We start from the raw sequence: 17,206 nt of genomic DNA, 5'->3' as shown, positions 1-17,206 counted from the left end.
TTTTTATTGTGTCGTGCTACACTAGTTGAGTAGAGATAGAAGGATGAGGTGTCAACGGATGGTGGAATTAAGTTTCGGTCTCCTTGTGCTGCTTGGTTGTGTAATCGCACTCAAACCAATCGTGTCAAAGACAGACCGTCCTAACTTTCGTTATATCCCCGTGGCGACATTGTTATTTGGAGCGATGATTTTTTTAGTGTTAGCCATTGGAGTAGGCGGAAAGATGGGCATTGCATATGGCGTGGTGAGTATCGCCTATTTTATTGCTTGTTTCGGTGCCTATATGTATGTACACACGCGAACGAGCTGATTGTAGCTCGTTTTCGCATTTAACGAAGAGGTGATGAATTGTGGATGCGGTAGAAGTGATGGTCCATCCTGAAGAAGTGATGGTGACGTATGAACCAATCCTTGGGGCGGCGACGTTTCAAGTGGAAGGATATATGGTACATGGACGATTCCGAGGCGAATCATTGACACCGTTTTTTTATGATGATGACGTTCCCCTCGAGTATCAATTAGACATCGCTCAACGAATGGAGCAACTCGCGGCAGCGCAACTTCGTGACGTCAAACCATTCGTCACGTTCAGATGCCGATCGGAATGGATTCTCGAAGAAGGGGGAGAAGCCTTTTTAGCCCCACTACGTGAACTCAATTTTCCGTTACACCGTATTTATGTGACCTTACAAGGGACGGACTTAGTCGACGTCCCGCGACTGTCACGTGTCATTCAATACTATCGGTCCTATGGATTGAAAATTGCATTAGACTTTGCCGAATCTACGAGTATCGAAGACATCATGACGCTTGCGCCAGAATTATTGCTCGTCGACCTTGGCACGATGATTGAGAAAAAGACGTTGTCGGTCACCTATCCGAACATGCTTCAGACGATGGAGTATATTGCTTCGAAGCTTGGTGCCCCGCTTCTTTACAAATCCATCAACCATATCGGACAGCTTCGTTACGCGTGGCAGCACGGTGGTCGTTATTACATGGGTGGCCTACTAGGCTTGGAAGATGAGATTCCCCAACGAGAAATCAAAGGTATGGGTGTCTTGGCACAAGAAGTGCCTTCCTTCTTTTTACATGACCAGAAACGATTGAATCGCTTGTACGAGCTTGAATTTGAATTACATCGCCGCATTGGTGAACTAGTTCAATCCGGAAAATGGTCGAGAGACAAGAAAGACGAGTGGATTCAATTCATCGCCCCAAAACTCGAAGAGGTGTTTGTTCGTTATTATATAACGGATAAGACAGGTTTCCAGACGAGTGCGAACGTCTACTGCGTGAATGGAGAATGGCGTGTCGATAATACGTATCGGGGCTATAACTGGAGTTTCCGACCGTATTTCATTCAGACGATGGCGGCGATGGATGTTCGAGGGCGAGGCTATTTATCGGGAGACTATCGTGATTTCAGTTCGAATGAAGTGACGCGAACGTTCAGCTATCCGTTACCGGACGGCATGTTCTTATTTGCCGACATCTCTGAAGAGTATTTATATCAAAATCGATTATTGGATTGAAAGGAAGATGGACGATGCTAGATTATGATTACGATGCATTGCGCGAAATCGGGCGAATCGTCGCACTTGCGCGAGATGAGATGGCGAAAGCCGTTAAGCCCGGTATGACAACAAAAGAATTAGATGCGATCGGGCAACGTATTTTAGAAGAAGAAGGTGCAGCTTCTGCACCGATTACGATGTACGAATTTCCAGGTTACACATGTATCTCGCTCAATGACGTTGCTGCCCATGGTATTCCGGGAGATGAAGTCATTCAAGAAGGCGATATCGTCAATGTCGACGTCTCCGCTGTGAAGGATGGGTATTATGCCGATACGGGACGTACTGTGATTGCGGGGGCGGCGAAGTCACCTCAGCACGAGCGTTTGGTCGAAGTATCCTTGACTTCATTAGAAGCTGGTCTCAGCAAAGTTAAAGCGGGCGTGAAAGTCAATCAGATTGGGAAGGCGATTTACGCCGACGCGAGAAAGAATGGATTCACAGTCATCCGGAACTTGGCCGGACACGGTCTCGGTCGGACATTACACGGGGAGCCGGAAACGATCTCGAACTATTATAGTCGCGAAGAAAATCAGTTATTAAAAGCCGGACAAGTGATTGCTGTTGAGACGTTCATCTCGACAAAGGATGAAATCGTCTATCAATCGGAAGAGGATGGTTGGACGCTCTTCACTCCGAACAAGAGTCTTGTTTCGCAGTTCGAGCATACAGTTGTTGTCACAGAAGATGGATATGAAGTGTTAACGGGATCGTTCCGTTAACGTAAAAAGGTGTGGTTCTCGTGAACCGCACCTTTTTTCATGTTTGCAATGTAATCACTTCTTCGCGTAACCGTTCAATCACATTCCAATCTGGTTGTACGGAATCCGGAAGAGTCAACTTCCCATTCTCCACTTCAAGCGGGGTATCGAGTAAATCTTGCTCGAAATAAGCGCTCGTACCCGACATGTCCGCAGGGAAGTTCGCGCCACTTAACGAAGCAAACAAGAGCGTATGATATCTTCCGATACCGGATTCATACATCCCACCGACCCAGTATGGCGTTCCGTGTTTTCGAATGTGGAGCGCCTCGCTAAGCCCACCGACACGTGCGGGTTTAATGTTAACAATCTTCCCCGCGCCGAGCTGTGCCATCGTTTCCACGTCGTCATAAGACGTGATCGATTCGTCGAGACAAATGGGGGTCGTGAGTTTTGCTTGGAGAGCCGCTGATTTTGTGAATTGTCGGCTCGGGTACGGTTGTTCGATCATCAATAACCGATGGGTATCGAGTTGTTCGAACCATTCCATCGGTTGATCGGACGCGCTTCCGTTTAAATCAATCATGAGGGGCGCATCAGGGAAGACCGCGCGAATCTCACGTAGGGCAGGAAGCAGTTCATTAGGCGATGCCTTTAATTTGATGCGTTCGAATCCGTCAGCTAATGCCGTTTCAATGGATTTCATCGTCTGATTCAGCAACCCGATCCCGATTGTTCGTCCACAAGAGACGGAATCTCCGGCGCTCATGAATGACTTGAGTGATTTGTTCGCGCGCATCGCTTCAATCTCCCAAAGCGCACTTTCCCACATCGCCTTTGCCATGCGCTGACCGATGATAGATGAGACCAAGTTCGGAAACACGTCCGTCGTGACCGTCATCCCTTTCAGTAAATTGAGAATCAATTTAGATGTATCGATCATCGATTGGGTCGTTTCTTCCGTGTACCAAGGGGTCTCAAAAGCAGCACCTTCTCCGTATCCGACGACACCATCTACGGTCTCTAGACGAAGGATGAGCGTTCTTCGGACAGATAAGACGGCGTGTGCCGTCACGATCGGGTGTTTAAACGTCAAAGGGACGATGGAAAGGTCAGCACGTTTGATCATGGCAGTAGCTCCTTTAAGCGATGGCGCATTAATTTTCCGTTCGCATTTCGTGGTAAATTCGGTGCGTGGTGGATGGTAATCGGGTGCTTATATTTAGCCAACTGTGAATCGAGAACTTCCTGCATCTCGGCTGGGTCATAGGAGCCGACGACGAAGGCGATCGGGACTTCTCCCCAAGTCGGATGTGATTGTTTCGTGACGCCGACGTCTTGGACGCCGGTACAGCGTAACATGGCGGCTTCGATTTCAGCAGGATAAACATTTTCACCACCAGACAGAATAAGGTCGGTTCGGCGATCGTGTACATATAAATAGCCATCCCTCATCGTGCCGAGGTCACCCGTTCGCCAATAACCATCGGGTGTCCAAGCGTCTGATTCAGGTTGTTCGAAGTATCCCTTCGTCACAGTTGGTCCCTTTACTTCAATCTCTCCGTCTGAATTAATTCGAATTCTTGTTGGGGCGATTGCCTGCCCACTCGAACCGATACGTGAGAGCGCTTCGCTCGGAAGTAACGTCGCGACTTGAGAGCACGTCTCGGTCATCCCGTATGTCTGAGCAATGGGTAACTGCCGTCGTTCTGCTTTTTCTAGTAATGAGCGTGGGACGGGCCCGCCTCCGACGAGTAACGTGCGAAGATGATGCTTCTTCAGACCGGCATCGAGCAATCGTTGCAGCATAATTGAGACGAGTGACAGTTGGGTGATGCCTTCTGTTTCGATGACGTGAAGTGTTCGATCGACATCAAATCGCGGCTCGACATAGAGCGTCGAACCGATGATGGCACTCCGATACACTTGGGAGAGTCCGCTCATATGAAAGAGCGGGGTCACCGCGAGCATCCGGTCTGATGGACGATAGTCCAAATGCGCTTCAGCAGCACGGGCGCTAGCGAGGTGATTCCCGTACGTCTGTTGCACTGCTTTGGCTCGACCCGTCGTACCGGACGTGAACATGAGCGACATGGTTTCATCTTCATTCCACTCATGGGGCGCGTTGAAACATGAAGTGGCCCGATCTGTGATCAGAAGTTGGATGATAGACAAATCGATTTCTGCGTCGACGAGGAGGAGGTTCACTTTTGCTGTTTGTAACTGAGTACGCACTTCTTCTTCGGTCAGCCGTGTGTTCAACGGCACAAGCACTTTTCCGAGCAAATGCACCGCATGGACGGCGATGACATAGTCTTTGCTGTTTTTAGCGAATATGCCAATCCGTTCGGCAGAGGGCGTCTGTTCATGGATGAACTGGGCGAGTTGAAGGCTTTCCGTGCGTAGCATTGCCCATGTCAATCGATCGTCAGCTGTCACAAGGGCGAGATGTGACGCTGGGTGTTTCCGAATCCATTCATACATAGCTGTCACCTCCAAAAAAAGAGTAGCGAAATCGCTACTCTCTCAACAATTAAGGGAAACGTGGGAATTGACCGAAGTCAGGGTCACGTTTTTCTTTGAACGCATCGCGTCCTTCTTTTGCTTCATCTGTCGTGTAGTAGAGAAGCGTTGCGTCTCCAGCGAGTTGCTGAAGTCCGGCAAGACCATCTGTATCTGCGTTCATTGCTGCTTTCAAGAAGCGAAGCGCTGTAGGTGAGTGTTGTAAGATTTCTTGGCACCACTTGATCGTTTCTGCTTCGAGTTGATCGAGTGGGACCACCGTGTTGACGAGTCCCATGTCGAGTGCTTCTTGTGCATCGTATTGACGGCAAAGGTACCAGATTTCACGAGCTTTCTTATGGCCGATGATCCGTGCCAAGTATCCAGAACCGTATCCTGCATCGAACGAACCGACTTTAGGACCTGTTTGTCCGAAGCGAGCATTGTCCGCTGCAATCGTCAAGTCACAGACGACATGAAGAACGTGTCCTCCGCCGATTGCGAAACCTGCGACCATGGCGATGACCGGTTTTGGAATGACACGAATCAAGCGCTGAAGGTCGAGGACGTTCAAGCGTGGGATTTCATCTTCCCCGACATAGCCGCCATGTCCACGAACTTTTTGGTCCCCACCTGAACAGAATGCCTTTTCGCCTTCACCTGTCAAGATGATGACGCCGACTTCTTTATCGTCGCGCGCGCGAGCGAATGCATCAATCAATTCATTGACCGTCAACGGACGGAATGCATTGCGCACTTCGGGACGGTTGATGGTGATTTTGGCAATCCCGTTCCACGTTTCATATTTAATGTCTTCATACGTCCGGACCGATGTCCAGTTCGCTACTGATTCCATTCTAAATACCCCCTAAAATCAATTTCTTTATTATTGTACCAAACTCTGATGCATTCTCGATATGAGGAGCATGCCCTGCGTTTGAAATTTCATAGATTTTAATATCTGGTCGCTCTTCCTGCATGTGTCTTGCGATGGCTTTGAACTTGAGATCGTCTGACCCGACAATCAAGTCGGTACGAGGGAGACGCTGCAATGTGCCCCATAACGACGGCATACGTCCCGTACCGATTGACCGCAAACTGTTTGCGAGGGCATTCGGGTGTTGGGCGAGCCGACCTGTTCGGAGTGAACGTTTCATGTCTTCCGTCTGTCGCCAAAGCGGAAGGTTCTCCCAACGATTCACGAATGCGGCGATGCCCTCGGTTTCAATCAACTGAGCCAATTCTGCATCTTGGCGGCGGCGTGCGGCTCGTTCCTTAGAAGTGAGCAGACCGGGGGTCGTGCTGATCCCGATGACATGTTCGACACGCTCGTCGCATGCGGCGAGTGTCAATGCGATTCTCCCACCGAGTGAATAGCCGACGACTGTCCAAGGTCGGTCGTCCGTATCCAGTAAGCGGGACAAATCTTTAACTTGCTGACTCATTGTCGAACGATTGACTGAAGGGCGCTCCGTTGCGCCATGTTGGAGGAGCGACGGTGACACAAGACGAATCGGTAATGCAGGGAGCGAATCGACCCAATGGGCGTTTCCGGTGAATCCGTGTAAAAATAATACCGGTTTTCCCTCACCGCGATGAATCACTTCATAACGTACGCCACGTAAATCGATGTTCATGATTCGTTCTCCGTGATGAGGCGAGCGCAGACAGATTGTGTCCAACCTCGATGGATCGTCACATTCTCCTCACGATTCGATGGGAATTCGATTAAATGAACGCCATCTTCAATCGCTTCTTGAATTTCATCCGGTCGTTCAATTAGACGATACGATAAGCCATATGTGTCAGCGAATCCACGGATATTTAAATCAAGCGGTGTGCCGAACAGATCTTCGAACAACTGTGTGTCGACAGAAGCCTGCGGGAGGAAGGAAAATATCCCTCCACCGTTATTGTTAGCAATCACGACGGAAAATTTTCCAGGATGATGCTTTAACAGTTGCAAGGCGTTGCTATCATGATAGAACGCTAAATCACCAATCAATAGAGCGCCGTGAGACGTATCATAACTGCTTCCGAGTGCAGTGGATAACACACCATCAATTCCGTTTGCGCCTCGATTGGCGAGAACGTGTATATTCGTGCCGGCAGACAGTGATGTATCTATATCTCGAATCGGCATGCTATTACTGACGAATAGACGCTCAATCGATGTATCGAGCAATCGTTTCGTCAATTCCGCTTCACCTTGAAGTGACGATTTTGCAGACTCGGCAACCTCTTCAAAAAAGCGTAAACGTTCAAGGTACCGAGGTTCGTTTACGGATGCGATGAGCGGTAGAAAATCGAGTGCGTCGCCGTAACAGATGATGGCTCGGCTACTTGGGTCGCGATAAGATCCCGGTTCATCGATGACGAGTTGGTCCGCCATGGCCATCCATTGATTGAATCGTTTCGAAACAGGTGCAGCCCCGAAACGGACGAACACCTCAGGCAGCCAATCAGTCCGATGCTCACTCGCGAGCCACGTGTCATAGTTGGTCAAGACGCCGTCGAAACGTCGCATGCCACTAAGAGGATCGGCAAAAATCGGGATCTGTCGTTCGGAAGCGAATTCAACGATGGATTTCTGCCAAGATGTCGGGGTGTAAGGTCCGACGACGAAGGCGAGTCGTTTTTGACTCGTGCATTCCGAGAAAATGTTTTTGTCTGCTTGTGTCGGCCGAATACGCTGTCGTTCTGGCAAGACAGGGTCAGCTTTTAACATCTGTTTCAATGACTCGAGGTCAGGAAGCAGAGGCTCTCGAAACGGTACATTCAAATGAACGGGTCCCATCGGTGCTTGCATTGACAGATTCGTGAAGCGGGTAATCGTTTGTTTCATAAACGATAACGTTGTCTCCTCTGGAACAGGCAAATCAACGCTCGTCTTCACTTGTTCACCGTAGAGGCGGACTTGATTGATTGCTTGTGGAGCCCCGACATTGCGCAGTTCATGGGGACGGTCGGTTGTCAGTACGACGAGTGGCAACTGCGATATGAACGCTTCTGTCACAGCCGAATAGTAGTTTGTTGCCGCCGTTCCACTTGTGCAAATCAATGCGACCGGGCGAATTGTTTCTGACGCACGGGTCAGTCCAAGAGCAAAAAATCCGGCAGATCGTTCATCGACGATGATGTGATGACGAATCTGAGGATGAAGATATGCCGCTACAGCGAGCGGAGTCGAGCGGGATCCTGGGCTGATGACCACGTCTTTTACACCGGACGCAACAAGCCGATTTACCATGGATGCGACCCAATCGGTCAAAACCTTATTCATCTAGGGTGCCTCCTTGATTGTGTAAATCAAACTGCAAAGCTTGTTTGATTGGACTCATTTTTATTTCTGTTTCTTCGAGCTCTTGCTCGAGTGCAGAGTCTTTCACAATCCCACATCCAGCATACAGTGCGACGAATTGGTGTTGAACGAGTGCAGAGCGGATTGCCACGACAAACTCGCCGTCGCCTTCATTGTCTACCCAACCAAACGGAGAACCGTACCACCCGCGGTCGAATCGCTCGATTTCACGAAGCAATCGGACCGATGTCCGCTTCGGAGAGCCGCCGAGTGCTGGCGTTGGATGTAGCGATTCGGCAAGTGACAGCAAGGAAGCATTTGTTTCGAGTGTCGCTTGAATTGGGGTGTGTAGATGGAACACCGAGCGATTTGCCAAAATTTGCGGAGTATCTCGTGTTTGAATCGGTGCAGTATAGGGTGTCAACGCCTGCTTGATGTCTTTCACGACAATTTGATGCTCCTCACGATTTTTTGAATCGTTTAGGAGTTTCTCTTTCGCAATTTCTGCCTCGATCTCGGTTTTCGGACGCTTGATTGTCCCGGCGATGGCAGCCGTGTTCAGTTGCATGCCTTCTTTTTGAATCAATCGTTCAGGAGTCGCCCCAAAGAAACCAGTGTCACGCTTTGGTTGATACAAATAGATGTAACTAGATTCTTGATGATCTGCTAAATGCTTCAAACTTTTTGAGAAGGGGAACGGATCATCGGAACGCTGATAAATTTCTTCGCGGGCAATCACGATTTTTTCAACTCGTTCTTCTTCAATCAACTGTTTGGCCTGTTGGAAACTGGACTTGAAGTGATCGACCCCATCTTTCACTTTTGTATAAGACGGCGTCGCTTCTTCCGTCGGACGAAGTGAACTGAACTGGGCCAACTGATCTGCCAATTGAATCAAATACTGTTCGACCGACTGCTTCGAAGAGACGAGAGTGGCCACTGTCAACGTGTGTCGGTCTTTATAGCGACGGTATAAAAATTTTGGGACGACGAGTGATGCCTCCCCAAAGGCATCCCACATACTTTTTTGTGGTCGCATAAACGTGTCGAATGAAAAACCGGCGAACGCGTGGATTGTCGCATCGACATCTCGTCGGTGAAGACTCCAATCGTATTGAAGTCGCTGAAATCGTTCGGGTCCAGAAGCGCTCAAGACGAGTGCGTCCCCGCAACCGAGCATTTCGAGCGTCCGGTCTGGTGTCATGAAATAATAATGGGACGTATCGGTGTTCTGGATGATTTGAAAAGCATCGAACGCCGAGATTTCCCATGTGTATGATGCGAGGACAGGCCGTTGCCAAGCTCGAGCCCGTTTATGGGCCTGCTCAATTCGCTGTTTTATATGTGTTTGAGTATCTGGCATAAAAGAAAAGCCTCCTCAATCCGATAGAATTCTCAATCTTTAGTGTATCATGAGTTCGCAATACACCTGCCTATGAAATGCTCGGGAAATGATCAAGAATCTAGGATAATGGGCTGGCGTTGACAGATTTTTTCATCGAGACGTAAACTAACGAAGGGAGGGAACGAAATGAAACAGAAATCGAAAGGGGCATATTGGCGAATGATTCGCCCGCATACCCTGACCGCAAGCTTTATTCCGGTCTTGCTCGGGACGTTCATCGTCCTCGATCAAACCGAACTCAAATGGGGACTTTTCCTTGCCATGTTAGTGGCATCTGTCCTTATTCAAATCGCGACGAACTTATTTAACGAGTATTATGACTACAAGCGTGGTCTTGATCATGAGGGGTCCATCGGAATCGGAGGCTCCATCGTACGTGATGGATTTACACCACAGCAAGTATTAGCGATTGCGCTCGGCATGTATACGACTGCGGCACTACTCGGGCTCTACATTGCGGCATCCACAAGTTGGCATTTGCTTTGGATCGGCGCCTTGTCTATGCTTGTCGGCTACTTATATACTGGAGGGCCGCTACCGATTGCCTATACGCCGTTTGGTGAAATTGTCGCTGGGCTATTCATGGGATATGTCATCATCGGGATTTCCGGCTTTATCCAAATCAATACGGTGACGACGGAGTTGCTACTCGTGTCGTTCCCGATGGCCTTATTGATAGGGGCAATCTTACTTGCGAATAACATCCGTGATTTAGATAACGATAAAGAGAATGGCCGAAAAACGATTGCGTGTCTGGTCGGTCATCGACGTGCGGTGTATGTATTGGCAGCGTTCTTTATCGCGGCATTAGTCGGCATCATCGTCGCCGTCATGTTTTATGGCGTCACTCCATGGGTCTTGCTGTCACTCTTTACGGTGCCGGTCATGATCCGGGCGATTCAACGGTTTTGGCAGAAGGCAGAACCGGCCGCGCTGATGCCTGCCATGGCGATGACAGCGAAAGTCAATACGCTGTTCGGGGCGTGGATGGTCGTCGGACTCATCGTTTCAAGATTTGTGTTGTAAAAAAGAGGAGGCGTTAACGTGTCAGTCGTAAAAGAAATGCTTGAATTCAATAAACGTTTCGTAGAGGAAAAACAGTACGAACAGTTCGTATCTGATAAATTCCCGGATAAAAAAATCGTCATTTTGACGTGTATGGATACACGTTTGACGGAACTATTACCTCAAGCGCTAGGACTTAAGAACGGAGACGCTAAAATCATTAAAAATGCGGGTGCGGTCTTGTCGCATCCATTCGGTTCGGCCATGCGATCGATTTTGGTCGCACTCTATGCGTTAGGAGCAGAAGAAGTTGTCGTTGTCGGACATTACGATTGTGGGATGGCGGCGATTGAACCGACTGTCGTCATCGAAGAGATGGAGCGTCGTGGAATCGACCCGCAAACGTTGAAGACGCTAAAGTCTTCAGGAATGGATTTGGAGCAGTGGCTACATGGCTTTGATTCAGTTGAAGAGAACGTCATTCATTCTGTTAACCTGATTAATAACCATCCACTGTTACCACCAGGAACGAATGTACACGGATTCGTGATTGACCCGGCGACGGGACGTCTTGATCCGATTGAAGCATAAGAAAGGAGCGCGTTCAGCTTGAACGTGCTCCTTTTGAATTATCCGTACGTGTTCGTCGGGATGTCGTCAAAGTTATCTTCCTCTTGCTTTTGTTTCGCTTTCTTTTTGTTCTTTTTGAAGTCGCGTTCGTATTCCTGTTCACTCGGTGTCTTGAAGAAGCGCATCCATGTCGCGTTGATTTCAGATCCGATTAAAATAATCATCCCGGTTAATTGTAACCAGAGCAACGTGACGATGATTCCTCCGAGTGAACCGTAAGTCGAGTCGTAACTCCCGAAGTTTGAAACGTATAGGCTGAAACCAAATGAGACGACTTGCCAACCGATGACACCGAAGATGGCACCGGGGATAGTGCTTTTCCAAAAGACGTGCTGTTGTGGAGATACTTTATAAAAAATCGAGAGCGTTAAAATGAGGACAACCGTCGTAAGAACGTATCGAAACACGTTAATCATCATTTCTTCGGCTCCGGTGATATTGACGGGTAAATACTCAGTGACGAACGAAATGATTTGAGAACCAAATACGTTCGAAAGAATCAGCAGTAGCATCCCGATTCCAAGGAGAATCGTCAATCCGAGTGCCAATCCTTTTTTCACAAAAAAGTTACGTTCATTGTCTTCACCATAAGCATGAAGGGAGGTCGTGATGAGACGGTCGACCCCTTTTGCGGCGGACCAAATCGCCAAAATCGCACCGAGCGACAAAAGACCGCCTCGTGGTTCGCCGATTGCTTCGAAAATTCCCGTTAAAAACCCGGAAGCTGCGGACCCGGGTGCCAAATCGTTCAATTGATTCTGAAACGAATCTTGTGAGACATCGAAAAAGGACAAGAGCGCCAAAATAAAGATGATTCCAGGAAAAATGGATAAAAACCAAAAGAATGCGAGGGTAGCCCCGTAGTCTTGTACATCATGCTCTTGAAATCGTCGAAATAACTCTTTCCCAAATGAAAGCCAATTCTTTTTTTCCTTCACTTCTGTCATTGCCATTATAAAACCCTCCTGACTCAATCGTTAAAAAACGTTTCCCGATTTCGGCAGGGTGTACACCTGATTACTCCTCCGATAAGGTCAAATCATAAAAGCGTTCTTCATGTGAGGCGAGTTTTTCAGCAAGTGAAGGTGGACGAACGGGGAGATGAGGGAGTGCAGACCGTTTGATCCACATCGGTGTATACGATCCGTTAGTCTGTTCTTCTTGGAACTCTTCACCTGTCCCGGTTCCGAATTCACCACCTGTCATCTTCGCCCAATAATAAGGATTTAACTCATTATTAAACGCAACATGGGCAGCGACACCTTCTAGTTCTACGTGAACACCGAGTTCTTCAAATGCTTCACGTACGGCTGTTTCTTCTGTTGTATGCCCATATTCGACTCCGCCACCTGGAAAAACGTAATAGAGGACGTTTTCTTTCTCGCGACGGATCAAAGCCACTTCATCTTGATCATTCATTAAAATAATCGCGCTTCTTAATTTCGTTCGAACCACTGAGATCGTTCCTTTCGTTCCTGTAATTTTGCACAAAACGCACCGACGATTCGCCGATGCGTTCTTTTCATTCTTGCGTAGGTTGTTCTAATGATGTGTACATCTCTTGCGTCAATCCGTTCTCGTGAGAGGCGATGACTTTTCCTGCGACGCGCATGCCCAATCGAAGCGCCTCTTCAATCGAATGTTGTTTCATGAGCTCCGAGATGACAGCGGAGAAGAATGAATCACCCGCCCCTGTGGAGTCGGCGACTTTCACTTTTGTCGTCGGGACGTGACCTTGTTCGTTCGTACGAAGGTCGACATATACAGCGCCAAGCTCACTCATCGTGACGATTGTGAGGGGAGCACCTTTCATGGCGAGTACTTCCGCGACGCGAAGGGCATCGTCCACTGTGACGATTGACATGTCGGACAAAATTTCCGCTTCCTCACGACTGCAGATGAATCCTGTGAATCCTTGAAGCAAATGACGGTTTCGTTCGATGACGGATAGATGGCCACAGACACCATAAAGCGGTAAATCCATTTCACGGCATAGTTCAATCGTCTCGTTCAAGACGTTGACTGATAAGTCTAAATCGATGGCGACCGCGTCGCTCTCTTCGAAGACCGTATCGATTTGACGTAAAATCGCTTCTTCCATACGGGCTTCGTCTGGTTGTTTCGAAATAGATGTTTGAAGATCGCCGTTGTTGTCCATTACAGCGAGCCACATTCCCATACCATTATCGTCAAGCATGTCGACCCCATCGACGTTTACATTCAAGCAACGTAATTCTTCGAGGACACCGACACCGATTTGGTCGTTCGTGACGGTCGAGACGAAGCGGACATCGTTGCCGAGCACACCTAAGTTTTGAGCAACGTTTCGACCTGTTCCGCCATTGGAAAAAGTGATGTCGCCGACATTCTTCGCATCTTTGTGGAGCGGTGCAAAGGAAGTCCCTTTAATATCGACAAACACCTTGCCGATGACTGCAATCGTATTCATATCTTGTACCACCTTTAGTCAATCTTTCGATCTGTTTCAGTCTGTAGACACATTGTTTCAATTATAACGAAATCGACATATTGTTTCAATCATCGATTCCATTTTGTCGAATGGATCACTCCCACGATGACGTGAGGAGTCGGAGTCCGTTCAAAATAACCAAAATGGTTGAGCCTTCATGTCCTACAACCGCAAACGGCATGATGAGTAACTCAAAGATGTTCGTTGCAATCAAGACAAGAATCACACCGAGTGCAAAAACGACGTTCTGTAAGACGATTCGATTTAATTTGCGCGATTGACGAATGGCGTCACTCAATCGGACGAGGTCGTTTTTCATTAAGACGACATCTGCCGTTTCTAGTGCGGCATCCGTTCCTTCGCCCATGGCAATCCCGACGTCGGCTGTCGCAAGGGCAGGCGCATCATTGATTCCGTCGCCGATCATTCCGATTGTTCCATATTCCTCTCGTAACATCTTGATTTGCGAAACCTTCTCTTCAGGCAAGCATTCGGCGATATAGCGTGTCAATCCAGCTTCGTTCGCAATAGCGCGAGCGGTTGCCTCGTTGTCTCCGGTAATCATGATGGTCGCAATCCCTAAGTCGTTCAGTCGCTTGATTGCTACCTTTGCCTCGGGTCGTAGCGTGTCACGTAAGGCGTAAGCACCGATTGTACGTGTCTCGTCACTGATGAAGACGAGTGTATGACCGGCCTCTTTCAATCGTTCGACATCATTCTTAAAGAAATCACCGCTTCGCTCAGCGAACTTCTGTTTTCCTACCCGATACGTCGTCCCGTCAATCGTTGCTTCAATTCCGGAGCCTGTGATGTCTTTGAAGTGTGTCATTTCCCCGGTATGTTTTCCGGTGTAGGAAACGAGCGCTTCAGCAAGTGGATGCATCGAATGCTCTTCAATCAAACTGACAATTCGGTTGACGTCCTCTTCTTCTAATGAAGGTGAGATGAGCGCTTCTTGCACAATCGGTTTCCCAATTGTGAGTGTCCCGGTCTTGTCAAAGGCGATTGCTTTTAGACGTCCCATGTTCTCGATATGAGCACCGCCTTTAAAGAGAATCCCGTGTTTTGCAGAAGAGGCGATGGCAGCCAGCGCGGCCGGTGTGATGGCGGCGACGAGTGCGCAAGGGGAGGCGACAACGAGAAGGATCATGCCGCGATAGATGCTCGTTTCAAGAGACCACGACGTGACGAACGGTCCGAGAATGATGATGGCCGCAACAGAGAAGAGCACGATTTGAACATAACGTCCTTCATATCGATCGATGAACTGTGCAGACGGTGATTTCTCTTCTTGTGCTTGTTGGACCATTTGAATGATCTTTTGGAACAGTGTTTCCGTCGCAAGTTTTGTCACTTCGATCGTCAATACTCCGTTCAAGTTGACGCTCGATCCGAACACGTCATCACCGACTTGACGATCAACAGGGACGGATTCGCCTGTGATAGCGGCTTCTTCTACGGAAGCATTCCCTTTTACAATTTTTCCATCGACCGGAATGCGTTCACCAGGACGGACATAAATCCGATTTCCGACACGAAGGTCGTCGATATGAACAACCTCGAGTTCATCAGTGTCTGTTAGACGAGTCGCCTTTTCCGGCTGTAATTCCATTAACGATTCGAGGGCACGTTCATTTTTGTTCATCGTATACGTCTCGAGTGCCCCGGATAAAGCAAAGATGAAGATGAGGATTGCCCCTTCCATCCAGTACCCAATTGAAGCGGCACCGATGGCGGCGATAATCATGAGAAGCTCTACATTTAGCGATTTCGTCTCAATCGTATCCGAAATCCCTTCTTTCGCTTTTGCGTATCCTCCGATAAAAAAGGCGGATAAGTAAAGTGTGACATGAATCCAAGGCGCTCCGCCTTGTGTTTCGGCGATATAAGCGAGTACAATCAATACACCGCTAATGAGCGCCATGATCAATTCAATATGTTCGTACCAGCTAGCCCGTTTGAAAACGTGGCTTTTTTCGTGCGTAACCGATTGGACGTTCATCGATAATCCCTTCTTTCTAATTGAGAATAAATCTCGATTAAATGATAATGACTGATGATGATTATCATCTTCAATTGGCTTAAAATAAAGAATTTATAGAAGTTTAATCTGAATCCTTTATTTATAATGATTATTATCTAGGTTTATCTTAACACGCTTATCAGTGACTCACAAATAAAAAGATTAAGGAGTTTTTGTGTCATGCAAAATATATTTGAACGCCCTTGGACGGTGGCGTTATTGGCGATTTTCAATACGTTGTTATGGGGGAGTGCGTTCCCATTCATCAAGTTGAGTTATGAGAAGCTTGATATTCAATCGAACGAGTATGGGCAACAACTATTGTTCGCTGGCGAGCGTTTTTTACTCGCAGGGATTCTATTGCTCATCATCAGTCAGACCGTATTGAAACGGTCTGTTCGATTGACACGTGAAAAGGTTAAAGCGTATGCGCATCTCGGTTCATTTTTGACGTTTCTACAATACTTGTTCTTCTATATCGGACTTTCCATTTCGACCGGGGTCCAGGGATCGATCATTGCTGGTTCTACTTCGTTTTTCCAAATGGCTCTCGCTCATTTCCGATATGAAGACGATAAGTTGAATCGATTGAAGGGGTTTGCTTTGACGTTTGGTTTTTCCGGAATTGTCATCGCAAACTGGCCAGCGACCGGATCTGAAGTTGGTTTTGGGTTAGGAGAGATTTTACTCATCTTGGCGATGGTATCCGGAGCATTCGGGAACTTGATAGCGAAGGACTACTCGAAGACGTATGATGTTGCCCCGATGACGGCTTGGGCGATGGTGATCGGTTCAGTTGGGTTACTGCTGATCGGCTATCTATTAGACCCGAATGGTGTTTCCATGCCGTACACCGCACAGACGATTGCGTTCCTGTTTTACTTGGCGATGTTGTCAGCGATCGGATTTACATTGTGGAATACATTAATGAAATACAATCCGGTCAGTCGGATTTCACTCTATATCTTCTTAGTTCCCTTATTTGGTGTCATGTTGTCAGGGATTTTACTCGGTGAAACGATTCCGTGGAATGCGGTGGTCGGACTCGGATTCGTTATTGTCGGCATTTATTTATCTACGTATTTTCAAGGCCGCCGTACAAAAAAAACAAACGGATGTCATTTGAATTAGAGACAGAGTTGACGGAATTGAAATCCCATGACAAAATATATTAAAAATTCTGAATTTTAAAGTTCGAAAATCGGTCTTCGTTTGTAAAGACTTGCGTGCGCAATCATTCAAAGGGAGGAGGAGAAACAATGACTAGAAATCGAATCGTTCGAAACATTCTCATCTCACGTCAGCCGAAAGATGAGTACGTCAAGTACGTGATGAAGTGCGTGAGTCAAAGTTTAAAAGAACGTCACGGTCCAGTGGCGACCCGCGCCACAAGACAAGGTGATGATATTCAGACGAGATGGCAGTTCGATGACCGTGTCGTAGAAGTGACGCTAAAATCCGATGTACTCGCTTCGCTAGACACTGAACCATTTGCGCTAGATGAAGTGTTCATCCGAGCTTTGCAGTTAAACGACGATGAAATGGAACGAGTAGTGGAATAAAACAGAGGCAGGTGGTTCATGGGAACCATC

Annotated in this window: 17 protein-coding genes; 7 read left to right on the top strand and 10 right to left on the bottom strand. The window is 47.9% G+C overall.

Features of this window, described 5'->3' with window-relative positions:
* Window positions 1–58 precede the first annotated feature (58 nt).
* From F3H97_RS12560 to map, 3 genes are read left to right on the top strand one after another with little or no spacing between them, the layout of a single operon-like run.
* Window positions 59–310, top strand: a complete 252-nt coding sequence (locus tag F3H97_RS12560) for a hypothetical protein (RefSeq protein ID WP_015880847.1) — start codon at window positions 59–61, stop codon at window positions 308–310.
* 40 nt (window positions 311–350) lie between these two features.
* On the top strand, window positions 351–1,535 hold the full coding sequence (locus F3H97_RS12555) for an EAL-associated domain-containing protein (RefSeq protein ID WP_196431554.1): 1,185 nt from the start codon (window positions 351–353) through the stop codon (window positions 1,533–1,535).
* Window positions 1,536–1,549: 14 nt separating this feature from the next.
* Window positions 1,550–2,299 carry a type I methionyl aminopeptidase gene (gene map / locus F3H97_RS12550; protein WP_015880849.1) on the top strand — a complete coding sequence of 250 codons (750 nt, stop codon included), beginning with the start codon at window positions 1,550–1,552 and terminating at the stop codon, window positions 2,297–2,299.
* Window positions 2,300–2,336: 37 nt separating this feature from the next.
* On the opposite strand, the gene menC is transcribed toward map, so the two are convergent.
* Genes menC through F3H97_RS12520 form a run of 6 tightly spaced genes read right to left on the bottom strand, consistent with a single transcriptional unit; the run spans window position 2,337 to window position 9,444 of the window.
* Complete coding sequence (menC, locus tag F3H97_RS12545; RefSeq protein ID WP_196431553.1) at window positions 2,337–3,407, bottom strand: o-succinylbenzoate synthase; 1,071 nt, start codon at window positions 3,405–3,407, stop codon at window positions 2,337–2,339.
* Window positions 3,404–4,762: an o-succinylbenzoate--CoA ligase gene (menE, locus tag F3H97_RS12540; RefSeq protein ID WP_196431552.1), complete on the bottom strand. Its 1,359-nt coding sequence runs from the start codon at window positions 4,760–4,762 to the stop codon at window positions 3,404–3,406. The genes menC and menE overlap by 4 nt, the downstream gene beginning before the upstream one ends.
* Before the next feature lie 49 nt (window positions 4,763–4,811).
* On the bottom strand, window positions 4,812–5,636 hold the full coding sequence (gene menB, locus F3H97_RS12535) for a 1,4-dihydroxy-2-naphthoyl-CoA synthase (protein WP_015880852.1): 825 nt from the start codon (window positions 5,634–5,636) through the stop codon (window positions 4,812–4,814).
* A 1-nt stretch (window position 5,637) separates the two neighbouring features.
* Window positions 5,638–6,417, bottom strand: a complete 780-nt coding sequence (locus F3H97_RS12530; RefSeq protein ID WP_196431551.1) for an alpha/beta fold hydrolase — start codon at window positions 6,415–6,417, stop codon at window positions 5,638–5,640.
* Window positions 6,414–8,063, bottom strand: coding sequence for a 2-succinyl-5-enolpyruvyl-6-hydroxy-3-cyclohexene-1-carboxylic-acid synthase (gene menD, locus F3H97_RS12525; protein ID WP_196431550.1), 1,650 nt, complete (start codon window positions 8,061–8,063; stop codon window positions 6,414–6,416). Before menD ends, F3H97_RS12530 begins: the two co-directional genes overlap by 4 nt.
* Complete coding sequence (locus F3H97_RS12520) at window positions 8,056–9,444, bottom strand: isochorismate synthase (RefSeq protein ID WP_196431549.1); 1,389 nt, start codon at window positions 9,442–9,444, stop codon at window positions 8,056–8,058. Before F3H97_RS12520 ends, menD begins: the two co-directional genes overlap by 8 nt.
* Before the next feature lie 168 nt (window positions 9,445–9,612).
* Between F3H97_RS12520 and F3H97_RS12515 the strand changes: the two genes are divergently transcribed.
* Entirely contained in the window at window positions 9,613–10,512 is a 900-nt protein-coding gene (locus F3H97_RS12515; RefSeq protein ID WP_196431548.1) for a 1,4-dihydroxy-2-naphthoate polyprenyltransferase, read from the top strand.
* Between the two features lie 18 nt (window positions 10,513–10,530).
* On the top strand, window positions 10,531–11,082 hold the full coding sequence (locus F3H97_RS12510) for a beta-class carbonic anhydrase (protein ID WP_196431547.1): 552 nt from the start codon (window positions 10,531–10,533) through the stop codon (window positions 11,080–11,082).
* A 38-nt stretch (window positions 11,083–11,120) separates the two neighbouring features.
* Here F3H97_RS12510 and F3H97_RS12505 read toward each other — a convergent pair whose 3' ends face one another.
* The 4 genes from F3H97_RS12505 to F3H97_RS12490 form a co-directional block, all read right to left on the bottom strand.
* Window positions 11,121–12,074 (bottom strand): YihY/virulence factor BrkB family protein, encoded by a 954-nt coding sequence (locus tag F3H97_RS12505; protein ID WP_074037721.1) that lies wholly within the window; start codon window positions 12,072–12,074, stop codon window positions 11,121–11,123.
* A 64-nt stretch (window positions 12,075–12,138) separates the two neighbouring features.
* Window positions 12,139–12,576, bottom strand: coding sequence for an NUDIX domain-containing protein (locus F3H97_RS12500; RefSeq protein WP_051829356.1), 438 nt, complete (start codon window positions 12,574–12,576; stop codon window positions 12,139–12,141).
* A 67-nt stretch (window positions 12,577–12,643) separates the two neighbouring features.
* Complete coding sequence (locus F3H97_RS12495; protein WP_031421089.1) at window positions 12,644–13,570, bottom strand: carbohydrate kinase family protein; 927 nt, start codon at window positions 13,568–13,570, stop codon at window positions 12,644–12,646.
* A gap of 115 nt (window positions 13,571–13,685) precedes the next feature.
* Window positions 13,686–15,593: a heavy metal translocating P-type ATPase gene (locus F3H97_RS12490; RefSeq protein WP_196431546.1), complete on the bottom strand. Its 1,908-nt coding sequence runs from the start codon at window positions 15,591–15,593 to the stop codon at window positions 13,686–13,688.
* Between the two features lie 201 nt (window positions 15,594–15,794).
* On the opposite strand from F3H97_RS12490, the gene F3H97_RS12485 reads away from it, so the two are divergent.
* On the top strand, window positions 15,795–16,745 hold the full coding sequence (locus F3H97_RS12485) for a DMT family transporter (RefSeq protein ID WP_196431545.1): 951 nt from the start codon (window positions 15,795–15,797) through the stop codon (window positions 16,743–16,745).
* A 128-nt stretch (window positions 16,746–16,873) separates the two neighbouring features.
* Entirely contained in the window at window positions 16,874–17,176 is a 303-nt protein-coding gene (locus tag F3H97_RS12480) for a hypothetical protein (protein WP_031421094.1), read from the top strand.
* The last annotated feature ends 30 nt before the right edge of the window (window positions 17,177–17,206 follow it).

Origin of the sequence: Exiguobacterium sp. SRB7LM (assembly GCF_015712685.1) — a bacterium.
Lineage (GTDB): Bacteria > Bacillota > Bacilli > Exiguobacteriales > Exiguobacteriaceae > Exiguobacterium > Exiguobacterium profundum.
This window is presented reverse-complemented; position numbering and strand designations above follow the sequence as displayed.